This is a genomic window from Roseomonas sp. E05 (assembly GCF_030063475.1).
GTDB lineage: Bacteria > Pseudomonadota > Alphaproteobacteria > Acetobacterales > Acetobacteraceae > Pseudoroseomonas.
In genome coordinates this window covers 19,025-28,557 of sequence record NZ_JASIRT010000045.1, presented here as the reverse complement: position 1 = coordinate 28,557, position 9,533 = coordinate 19,025, and the positions used below count along the sequence as shown (strand labels likewise).

The following is a 9,533-nucleotide window of genomic DNA, read 5'->3' as shown; positions in this document are numbered from 1 at the left end:
CCGGCGCGCAAGGCGACCGGCACGCGCACCGCGAAGGCGGCGACGCCGGCGCGCAAGGCGACCGGCACGCGCACCGCGAAGGCGGCGACGCCGGCGCGCAAGGCGACCGGCACGCGCACTGCGAAGGCGGCGACGCCGGCGCGCAAGGCGACCGGCACGCGCACCGCGAAGGCGGCGACGCCGGCGCGCAAGGCGACCGGCACGCGCACTGCGAAGGCGGCGACGCCGGCGCGCAAGGCGACCGGCACGCGCACCGCGAAGGCGGCGACGCCGGCGCGCAAGGCGACCGGCACGCGCACCGCGAAGGCGGCGACGCCGGCGCGCAAGACGGCAGCCACCAAGGCGGCCAGTGCGCGCAAGCCGGCAGCCAGTCGTGCGACCGCGACGGCCCGCAAGGCGGCCGCGCCGCGCCGCGCCACGGCGCCGAAGGCCGCTGCTGCACCGAAGAAGGCCGCCGCGCCGCGTCGCAGCCGCACCCGCGCCGTGGAGGCCGAGGCGGCACCGGTGACCGCGCCGGAGGCTGTGGCCGAGACGGCGGCGGAGGCGAAGCCGAAGCGTTCCTCCGGGGCTCGTACCGAGGCCGCGAAGAAGGCGGCGGCAACACGCGCCCGCAAGAAGGCCGAGGCCAGCGCGCCGGCTTCGGCCCCCGAGCCCGAGCCGCTGCCGGAAGTCACGCCGCTGCCGGTCGCCGATGACGCGCCGCACGACGCGGCTTCAGGCAACTGAACGGCCGGAGGGCGGCGTTGTGACGCCGCCCTCCGCGCGACGGCTTTGCGCCGCCTGCGCTCTGCCTTAGCTTCTCCGGACCCTGCCGCCACGCGGCACCCGGAGAGGGAATGATATGTCCGAGAATATCCGCCGTGTCCTGTATCTGAGCCATGCGCCGGAGGCGGTCTATACGCTGTGGCGCGCCAGCATGCCGGAAGGCTGCGAGCTGCTGACCCTCTCGGCCAATGACGACGCGGAGCGGCTGGAGAAACTGGCCATCGCCGACGCGGTGATCGTCGCCCCCTCCGTGCTCCAGCCGGAATGGGTGGCGAAGGCGCCGCGGCTGAAGCTGGTGCAGCACCAGGGCGTCGGCTGGCAGGGCGAGACGCCGATCGCCGAGCTGCGCGAGCGCGGCATCCGTCTCGCCATCAATCCCTCCGGCACCGCCGACGTCGTGAGCGAGCATGCCCTGGCGCTGATCTTCGCTTGCCTCCGGCACATCCCCCGCACCGATGCCGCCATCCGGCGTGGCGAGTGGCTGGGCACCGCGCTGCGCCCCGTCTCGCGCAACCTGCGTGGGCGCACCGTGGGCATCGTCGGCATGGGGCGCATCGGCTCGGCGCTCGCCGCGCTGCTGCAGCCCTTTAAGGTGCGCGGACTCTATGCCGATCCCTATCAGCGCCTGCCGGAAGGGCTGGAGCTGGCGCTGAACTTCCGCCGCGTCGAGCTCGACGAACTGCTGCGCGAATCCGAGGTGATCTCCCTGCACCTGCCGGCAACCGCCGAAACGCACCACCTGTTCAGCGACGACGCCTTCGCCCGGATGCGCCCCGACGCGGTACTGGTCAACTGTGCCCGTGGTGCGGTGCTGGACGAGGCGGCGCTGGCACGGGCGCTGCAGGCCGGCAGCATCCGCAGCGCCGCCATCGACGTCTTCGAGCCGGAGCCGCCGCGTCCGGACAACCCGCTCTTCGGCCTGCCCAATGTCGTGCTGACGCCGCATATCGCCGCCGGCACGCTGGATGCCATGCAGGCCAAGGTGCGGGGCGCCACCGCCAATCTCGGCCGCTTCTTCCGTGGCGAGCCGCTGGCGGACGAGATCGACCTCGCGGCATGTCCCTGAGCATCCGGTCCGTCTCCGTCGCTGACCACGCCGTGCTGCTGCCGCTGCTCGATGCCTATGCGGCGGAGATGCGCGGTGTGCTGCACGGCCAGGCGGCAGCCAATGGCACGGCCATCGCCGCACTGCTCGCCGCCGAGCCGTGCACCGAGCTGCTGGCGGCCTGGCGGGAGGACGTGCCGCAGGGCTTCGCTCTCTTCTATGATCTGCCGGAGATCGTCTTCGCCCGCCGCTGCGGCCAGCTCGACGACCTGTTCGTGACGCCGGCGGCGCGCGGCCGTGGCATCGCCCGGGCGCTGGTGGAGGCGGTGGCCGAAACCGGCCGCGCGCGCGGCTGGAGCCACCTGCGCTGGTTCGTTCCCGAATCCGACCGTGCCGCCATCGCGCTCTACGAGCGCATCGCGGAGCGTGCACCCTGGCGCAGCTACATCCAGCGGCTCGACCCTGGCGCCTCGCTCTGATGCCGGCATGTGGCAGAAACGCCTTCCATATCCCTGTTCCGGACCGCGCCATCCCGTTCGGGTGAGCCAGCCGGAACAGGGGCCGTGCCGAGAAACCACCGCTGCCTTGACGCTTTTCCCCGGCGGGTTTGCAAAGGCGTCGGCCATGCGCATCAAGGTCATCATCAATGCGGGCGGCGGCTCGGTCCGGGGTGAGGACGTCACGCAGCGGCTGACCGACGCCTTCGCGCAGCACGGCGTAGAAGCCTCGGTGGCCGAGGTGGAGGGAGCCGCGCTGCGCGCGGCCGTTCAGGCGGCGCTGGATGAGCCGTGGGACGGGATCGTCGTCGGCGGCGGTGACGGAACCATCGGCACCGCCGCCGGGCTCGTGGCGGGCACGGAGCGGCCTTTCGGGGTGCTGCCGCTCGGTACCCGCAACCATTTCGCCAGGGATCTCGGCCTGCCGCTGGAGGTGGAACAGGCCGTCGCCGTCATCGCGGCCGGCCACCTGCGCGCCATCGACGTCGCCCGTATCAACGACCGCTTCTTCGTCAACAACGCCACTGTCGGCATCTATGCGGAAATCGTGCGAGGGCGGGAGTATGAGCAGACCCGGCACGGCCTGCCCAAGAACCCGGCCACCGTGCTGGCCACCCTGCGCGCCCTTTGGCGCTTCACCCGGCACCGCCTCTCCGTGCGCGCGGAAGGATGGGGCGAGCGGCTGCGCACCCCGCTCGTCTTCATCGGCAACAATCTCTACAGCACCAGCCTGCCCAACCCGGGGCGGCGCTGCGCGCTGGACAGGGGCGAGCTATGCCTCTGCATCGCCCGGCACCACAGCCGCTCCGCCATCGTGCGGATGTTCGTTCGCGCCCTGCGCGGGCGGCTGCGCGAAGACCGGGACTTCGAGATGCGCGCCGTGCCGGAAGTGGAGATCCGCTCACACCGGCCAAGCCTCAGCGTCACGCTCGACGGTGAGGTGCTGAAGATGCGCTCGCCGCTGAAGTGCCGGAGCTGGCCGGGGGCGCTGCGCGTGTTTGCGCCGGTGGAGCAGGGGGCGCCGCCCCCTGAACCCCCGCCGGGGGGATAGTATCCCCCCCGGACCCCGCCATCCGTTCAGCCGAAGGTGGAAAGCAGGTCGTCCACCTGCGCAGCCGTCAGCTCCCGCGCGCCTGCGCCGCGCAGCATCAGCGCCAGGCGCGCCGATTCCTCCAGTTCCTCGGCGGCATAGACCGCGTCCGTCAGCGTCTTGCCGGACACCACCGGGCCGTGATTCGCCAGCAGCATGGCACGTGCCGACTTCGCCGCCTCGTGGATCGCCGGCTCCATCGCCGCGTCGCCGGGGCGGTAGTAGGGGATCACCGGCAGGCTCCGGCCGACGCGCATGACGAAATACGGCGTCAGCGGCGGGATGGGCGCCGTCTCCCCGGGGGCGGCCAGGCAGCCGATCGCGGTGGCATAGGTGGAGTGCAGGTGCACCACCGCGCCCGCCTCGGGCCGCGCCGTCAGCACGGCGCGGTGCATGAAGACCTCCTTGGAGGGCTTGTCGCCGCCGATGTGGTTCCAGTCGGCGTCCAGCTTGCTGATGCGCTCGGCCTTCAGCCGGCCCAGCGAGGAGTTGGTCGGCGTCATCAGGTAGCCGTCAGCCAGGCGGACGCTGATGTTGCCGGCGCTGCCCACGGAGTACCCGCGGGCGAAGAGGCTGGCGCCGAGCTCGCAGAGGAGATCGCGCAGGTCGTTCTCGGTCATGCTGCGAAGGCCTTCAGGAAGAAGTCGCGGGCGCCGAAATTGCCGGACTTCAACGCCAGATGCAGGCCGCCCGGCTCGGCATAGGTCCAGGGAACGCCCGGATCGATCTGCGGGCCGATGCGCAGGCTGGTCACGCCAAGCTTCTGCACCACGGCGCCCGAGGTCTCGCCGCCGGCCACCACGAGGCGGCCGACGCCGCGCTCCACCAGCGCCTGCGCAATGCCGGCGATGGCGTGCTCGACCAGCGTGCCCGCCGCCTCGCGCCCGAGTTTCTGCTGCAGCGCCGCCACCTTCTCCGGCGGCGCGGAGGCGGCGATGACCACCGGCCGCTCCTCGGAAAGCTTGCCATCGACCCAGCCCAGCGCCTCGTCGATCAGCGCCTGGGCGTCGGGCGTGGCGAGTGCGTCCAGCTCCAGCGTCGGCACATGGTCGCGCGCCAGCCCGATCTGGCCGAGCGTCGCGCGGGAGCAGGAGCCGGCGACCACGGCCATGGCGCCGCGCGGCGGCGGCAGGCTGGCGGCGTCGCCGCGCTCGGGCAGCAGGCCCTTGGCGCGGAAGTTGTCGGGCAGGCCCATGGCGATGCCGGAGCCGCCGGTGATCAGCGCGTGCTCGGCGCAGGCCTCGCCCAGCATGCGCAGATGCGCGTCCGTCACCGCGTCGGTGATGGCGTAGCGGCGCCCGGCCTCCTTCAGGCGGGTGAACTCGCGGCGGATGGCGGCCGCGCCCTGCTCGACGGCGGGGAAAGGCACCAGCCCGACGCCGCCCTCGGTCTGGCGGGAGAGCACGCGCACCAGGTTGGCGTCCTTCATCGGCGTCAGCGGGTGGTTCTCCATGCCGCTCTCGTTCAGCAGCGCCTGCCCGACGAAGAGATGCCCCATGTAGATGGAGCGATTGTTGGCGGGGAAGGCGGGGCAGGCGATGGCGAAGCCGGATTGCAGCCGCTTGAGCAGCGCGTCGGCGACGGGGCCGATATTGCCTTCATCGGTGCTGTCGAAGGTGGAGCAGTACTTGAAGAAGATCTGCTTCGCGCCCGCGGCGAGCAGCGCCTCGCAGGCGGCGAGGCTTTCGGCGACGGCTTCGGCCACCGGCGCGGTGCGCGACTTGAGCGCGACCACGATGGCGTCCGCCTCCGGCATCGGCCCCTGCGGCACGCCGATGACCTGCACCGTGGTCATGCCGTTGGCCACCAGCATGGCGGCGAGGTCGGTCGCGCCGGTCGAATCGTCCGCGATGCAGCCGAGCAGAGGCATGCTTCTCTCCCTTGTTTGTCCTGAAGGCGCGCCCTTTGTCCCCATTCTTTGCCCAACGGACAGAAAGAAGAAGGGGGTTTGGGGGAATTCATTCCCCCGATCTTTTTCCCCCGGGCAAGGCGAGCAGGTCGGTATGCCCGATGCGAACCGAGAGGCGCCCGCGCGTGGCCTGTGCCTGCCGGGTGGTGGCCCAGTCGCGCAGACCGGGCGCGAGGCTGCGCGGCAGGGCCGCCATCGCGGCCCGCGCGTGCCCCTCCGCCAGCGCATCCGCCATGGCGGGCGTGTTGGCGCCGATCCGCCAGGGGCTCGGCGCCGTCCGCACGCTGAAGCCGCGCTTGCGAAGGGCGTTGGCCATGGTGGCGGGCGCGGCCGGGCCGAGGGCGGGGCCGCCGAAGCCCTTGTCACGTGTCTGGTCGCGCCGGAAGCCGCGGGCGACGAGACGATCGGCGGGATGGGGCGGGAAGAAGCGCTCGCGCCCATCGACGTTCAGCGCGGCATAGAAGGGCACGCGCAGCGCCTTGGCCATGGCTGTCACCCAGGGCCGGGAGACGAGGTCGCAGAGGGCGGTGCTGACCACCGCGTCGGCGCCGCCCAGCGGCAGGGCGTCCGGCCCGGCGGCGAGATCGGCCAGGACGGCCTCCACGCGCCAGACGCCGCGCGGCGTGTGCACCAGCAAGGTGCTTTTCTTCGGCCAGGTGGTGGTCCAGCCGGCGAGGATGGCACGCTCCTCGATGGTGGTGACGGCTTCCTCCAGCAGCGCAGGGTCCGCATCCACCAGCGTCCAGCGCTGGGAGCGGGCGAGCAGCGGCGCCAGCCAGCGCAGCAGCGCACCGGTTCCGGCACCGAGATCCACGAGATGCGGGCGCGGTGGCAGTGCCTCAGCCAGTGCCAGGGCGAGATCGAGGTTGCGCGCGCGCGCATCGAAGGGCTCCCGCAGGGCGAGCCAGTCGGCATCGAAGCCCTCGCTCATGCCTGAGCGGCGTCCAGCTCGGCGGCAAAGGCCCCGGCGCGGTCGGTCCAGCGCGGCAGCTTCTGGCCGGCTGTCCAGGCGGCCTCGGACATCTCAGCGCGCAGCCCGCGGTCATAAATGACGCGGCGCATCGCGCGGGAGAGCGAATTGGCATCGCCCGGCCCGGCGATCACCCCGGCCTCCTTGGGTACCAGGTCGGCGATGGCGCCGCCGGCGGTGATGGCCACCGGCAGGCCACGCGCCAGCGCCTCCGCAGCCGCCATGCCATAGCCCTCCCAGTGCGTCGCCAGCGCGAAAAGGTCGGCGCGCGCATAGAGGGCTTCCAGCGCCTCCTGCTGCACCTCGCCCGCGAAGGTGACGCGCTGGGCGATGTTCAGCTTCTCCGCCAGGGCGAGAAGGCTTTTGGCATGCACCGGGTCCCGCGGGGCGCCGGCGATGGTCAGGCTCCATTCCAGGTCGGTCAGGCGGCCGAGGGCGTGCAGCAGCACGTCATGCCCCTTGCGCGGCACCAGCACGCCGACCGCCAGGATGGCGCAGCCCGGCCCACCCGATCCCTGGCTGCGCGGCGCCGGGTCCGTGCCCGGCTCGACCACGCCGATGCGCTCCTTGTCCGCGCCGAACTCCAGCGGCAGCCGGTCGGCAGTGAGACGGGAGGTGGCGACCAGCCGCGCGAGGCGCGGAAAGAGCAGGTTCTCGCGCTGCTTCAGCTCCTCGCGATCCTCCTCGTCGTAGCCGGGCTCGATGGCGGTGGGGTGATGGATCAGCCCGACCGCCTGCCGCGCCTCCAGCTCATCCACGAAGGGGGCGAAGGCGGGCAGTCCGAGCCCGTCGATGACCAGCCGGGCGTCCTCGGGCACGGCGTCCAGCGCGGCGCGGGCGGAAGCCTGGGCCGTGGCATCGGGCAGGGGGTGGCGGCCGTTCAGCTCCACCACCTGGATGTCGTGGCCGGCGGCGCGGAAGCCCTCCACCAGCCGCCGGTCATAGCCGTAGCCGCCGGAGATGGTGCTGAAAGGGCCCGGCACGATCAGGGCGATTTTCATCTCAGGCGACCTTCGCGTCATAGGCCGCCCAGGCGAGCGGGCTTTCCCGCAGCAGCACCTTGATGGCCTCCACCTTGCGTCCGCTCTCGCCCAGCCGGCCTTCCTTCACCGCGGCGCAGAGCCGGCCGTGGATGTAGTGGCAGAGGAACTCGGTGCTGGTGTTCTGCCCGGCGAATTCCGGCACGGTGTCGAGGTTGCGGTAGTCGATGGCGTCCAGCAGGCGGCGCAGCTCGGTGCGGGCGGCGGCGATGTCCACCAGCAGGTTGGCCTCGTCCAGCGCGGCGGCGCGGAACTCCGCCTCCACCACGAAGGTGGCGCCGTGCACGCGCTGCGCGGGGCCGAAGCCCTCGCCGCGGAAGCTGTGCGCGACCATGATGTGGTCGGCGACCGTCAGGCTGAACATCGTGCGGCGGGTCCCTCCGATGCGGGTTTCGGCTCAGTAGGTGATGACGGGGCAGAGCGGCGCAACCGTGCCCGGCGGCGGGTCGAGCAGCGCCGGCATCCGCGCGGGCAGTTCGGCGAAGGGAATGTCGGGGCCGAGCAGCGCATCGAGCGCCGGTTCGGCCAGCAGCGAAAGGGCGAGGGCAAGCCGCTCGGCATGGCTGCGCCGCCCGCGCAGCGCGGGCGAGACGGCGCCGACCTGACTGGAGCGCAGCGTCAGTCGCCTGGCGTGGAAGGCCTCGCCCAGCGGCAGCGTCACCGGCTTGTCGCCGTACCAGGAAGCCTCGACGATGCGCGCCTCGAAGGCGGCGTGGGCGAGGGCGTTCCGCAATCCTTCCGGACTGGCCGAGGCATGGATGATCAGCTCCTGCTCGGCCGGGCAGTCCTGCGGCGCGGCGAAGCGGGCGCCGAGCGCCTCGGCCTCCGTTCGGCGGGCCGGCTCGGTGTCCAGCACCGTGACGGCGGTGCCGGGAATCCGCGCCACCAGCCAGGCGGCGAGCAGCCCGACCACGCCGGCGCCGATCACCAGCACCCGCTCCCCCGGCAGCGGCGCCGCGTCCCAGACGATGTTGAGCGCGGTTTCCATGTTGGCGCCGAGCACCGCGCGTCGGTCGGGCACCTCATCGGGAAGGGGGATGCACATCGCCGCTGGCGCCAGGAAGCGGTCCTGATGCGGGTGCAGGCAGAAGATGCGGCGGCCCGCCAGCTCCGCCGGCCCCTCCTCCACCAGGCCGACGGCGGCGTAGCCGTACTGCACGGGGAAGGGGAACCCGCCCTGCTGGAGGGGCGCCTGCATCACCGCCCACTGGCTCTGCGGCACATGCCCCTGGAAGACCAGCCGCTCCGTCCCGCGCGAGATGCCGCTGGCGGTGGCGCGCACCAAGGCCTGGTCAGGCGCGCGCGGCGGCAGCGGCTGCTCGCGGATCTCGCTCCGGCCAGCGGCAGTGACCCAGAAGCCGCGTGCGATCACGCGCAGACCGCCGGGCGGGCGCGGTGCAGGGCGATGTCGAACAGCACGTCCTGCCCGAGCTTGTGCACCTGCCAGTCGAAGCGCAGCCCGTCGGCGATGCGGGCGGCCTCGGGCAGGGTGAAGGCAGGGATGCCGGAGCCGAGCAGCACCGGCGCCAAGGTGACGTGCAGCCGGTCCAGGCAGCCGCCGGCGAGGAAACGCGAGACGGTCAGTCCGCCGCCCTCAACGAAGAGCCGCTTCAGGCCGCGCGCCGCCAGCATGGGGAGCAGGGCGCAGAGGTCGAGCCCGCCGATGGCGGCGCGCGGCGCCCGCAGCACCTCGGCGGCGCCATGGCGGTCCGGCCCCTCCGCATCTTCGGCACAGACCAGCAGGGTGGGCGGGCCGCCCGTGGCGAAGATGCCGTAGTCCGGGCCGAGGCGCCGGTTGGTGTCGAGCACCACGCGCACCGGGCTCGGGCCGCGCACCTCGCGCGTGGTCAGGCGGGGGTTGTCCTGCCGCACCGTGCCGGCGCCGATCACCACCGCGTCGCAGAGCGCGCGCAGGCGATGGGTGTGCAGGATGTCGCCCCGGCCGCCGATCCACTGGCTGGAGCCGGAGACGGTGGCGATGCGCCCGTCCAGCGTCTGCGCCAGCCGGCCGAGCACCATGCAGCCATCCGGCGCGCCGGCCGGGGCGAGAACCGGCGCGAAGAGCGGCCCGAGCGGATGGGCGGCCAGAGCCACGGCATCGCCCCCGTCGCGCAGGCGGAGCAGGGCGTCCCAAGCGGGATCGGGGGGCAGCGAATCCATGGGGCGACTCTATGCCGCAGGCCCGGCGGAAAGGCCATGTCCGGGGCGGAGGTGCCG

At 72.9% G+C, this 9,533-nt stretch carries 11 protein-coding genes; 3 read left to right on the top strand and 8 right to left on the bottom strand.

Translation table 11 applies throughout. The annotated features are described in order from the left end of the window. Positions 1-674 (bottom strand): hypothetical protein (locus QMO56_RS24740; protein WP_283530016.1); only part of this gene is annotated, 674 nt, incomplete at its 3' end. Between the two features lie 167 nt (positions 675-841). Between QMO56_RS24740 and QMO56_RS24735 the strand changes: the two genes are divergently transcribed. From QMO56_RS24735 to QMO56_RS24725, 3 genes are all read left to right on the top strand, one after another. Next, positions 842-1,831, top strand: a complete 990-nt coding sequence (locus QMO56_RS24735) for a 2-hydroxyacid dehydrogenase (RefSeq protein ID WP_283530014.1) — start codon at positions 842-844, stop codon at positions 1,829-1,831. Next, positions 1,822-2,289, top strand: a complete 468-nt coding sequence (locus QMO56_RS24730; RefSeq protein ID WP_283530012.1) for an N-acetyltransferase — start codon at positions 1,822-1,824, stop codon at positions 2,287-2,289. The genes QMO56_RS24735 and QMO56_RS24730 overlap by 10 nt, the downstream gene beginning before the upstream one ends. A 145-nt stretch (positions 2,290-2,434) precedes the next feature. Further along, positions 2,435-3,358 carry a diacylglycerol kinase family protein gene (locus tag QMO56_RS24725; RefSeq protein WP_283530010.1) on the top strand — a complete coding sequence of 308 codons (924 nt, stop codon included), beginning with the start codon at positions 2,435-2,437 and terminating at the stop codon, positions 3,356-3,358. A gap of 26 nt (positions 3,359-3,384) precedes the next feature. On the opposite strand, the gene QMO56_RS24720 is transcribed toward QMO56_RS24725, so the two are convergent. From QMO56_RS24720 to QMO56_RS24690, 7 genes are all read right to left on the bottom strand, one after another. After that, entirely contained in the window at positions 3,385-4,017 is a 633-nt protein-coding gene (locus QMO56_RS24720) for an aldolase (protein WP_283530008.1), read from the bottom strand. Beyond that, a complete protein-coding gene (gene otnK / locus QMO56_RS24715; protein ID WP_283530006.1) occupies positions 4,014-5,267 on the bottom strand; it encodes a 3-oxo-tetronate kinase in 1,254 nt (417 codons plus the stop codon). The genes QMO56_RS24720 and otnK overlap by 4 nt, the downstream gene beginning before the upstream one ends. Positions 5,268-5,355: 88 nt before the next feature. After that, complete coding sequence (locus tag QMO56_RS24710) at positions 5,356-6,237, bottom strand: class I SAM-dependent methyltransferase (RefSeq protein WP_283530004.1); 882 nt, start codon at positions 6,235-6,237, stop codon at positions 5,356-5,358. Continuing rightward, positions 6,234-7,277 (bottom strand): glycosyltransferase family 4 protein, encoded by a 1,044-nt coding sequence (locus tag QMO56_RS24705; protein WP_283530002.1) that lies wholly within the window; start codon positions 7,275-7,277, stop codon positions 6,234-6,236. Before QMO56_RS24705 ends, QMO56_RS24710 begins: the two co-directional genes overlap by 4 nt. A 1-nt stretch (position 7,278) precedes the next feature. Next, positions 7,279-7,680 (bottom strand): 6-carboxytetrahydropterin synthase, encoded by a 402-nt coding sequence (locus QMO56_RS24700; protein WP_283530000.1) that lies wholly within the window; start codon positions 7,678-7,680, stop codon positions 7,279-7,281. A 33-nt stretch (positions 7,681-7,713) separates the two neighbouring features. Then, complete coding sequence (locus tag QMO56_RS24695) at positions 7,714-8,688, bottom strand: zinc-binding alcohol dehydrogenase (RefSeq protein ID WP_283529997.1); 975 nt, start codon at positions 8,686-8,688, stop codon at positions 7,714-7,716. Continuing rightward, positions 8,685-9,476 (bottom strand): RibD family protein, encoded by a 792-nt coding sequence (locus tag QMO56_RS24690; RefSeq protein ID WP_283529996.1) that lies wholly within the window; start codon positions 9,474-9,476, stop codon positions 8,685-8,687. Before QMO56_RS24690 ends, QMO56_RS24695 begins: the two co-directional genes overlap by 4 nt. Between the last annotated feature and the right edge of the window lie 57 nt (positions 9,477-9,533).

Coding starts and splice junctions, on each gene's coding strand:
- QMO56_RS24700 (WP_283530000.1), bottom strand. CDS start 7,680: ATGTTCAGCCTGACGGTCGCCGACCACATCATGGTCGCGCACAGCTTC.
- QMO56_RS24690 (WP_283529996.1), bottom strand. CDS start 9,476: ATGGATTCGCTGCCCCCCGATCCCGCTTGGGACGCCCTGCTCCGCCTG.
- QMO56_RS24720 (WP_283530008.1), bottom strand. CDS start 4,017: ATGACCGAGAACGACCTGCGCGATCTCCTCTGCGAGCTCGGCGCCAGC.
- QMO56_RS24710 (WP_283530004.1), bottom strand. CDS start 6,237: ATGAGCGAGGGCTTCGATGCCGACTGGCTCGCCCTGCGGGAGCCCTTC.
- QMO56_RS24730 (WP_283530012.1), top strand. CDS start 1,822: ATGTCCCTGAGCATCCGGTCCGTCTCCGTCGCTGACCACGCCGTGCTG.
- QMO56_RS24705 (WP_283530002.1), bottom strand. CDS start 7,277: ATGAAAATCGCCCTGATCGTGCCGGGCCCTTTCAGCACCATCTCCGGC.
- QMO56_RS24725 (WP_283530010.1), top strand. CDS start 2,435: ATGCGCATCAAGGTCATCATCAATGCGGGCGGCGGCTCGGTCCGGGGT.
- QMO56_RS24735 (WP_283530014.1), top strand. CDS start 842: ATGTCCGAGAATATCCGCCGTGTCCTGTATCTGAGCCATGCGCCGGAG.
- otnK (WP_283530006.1), bottom strand. CDS start 5,267: ATGCCTCTGCTCGGCTGCATCGCGGACGATTCGACCGGCGCGACCGAC.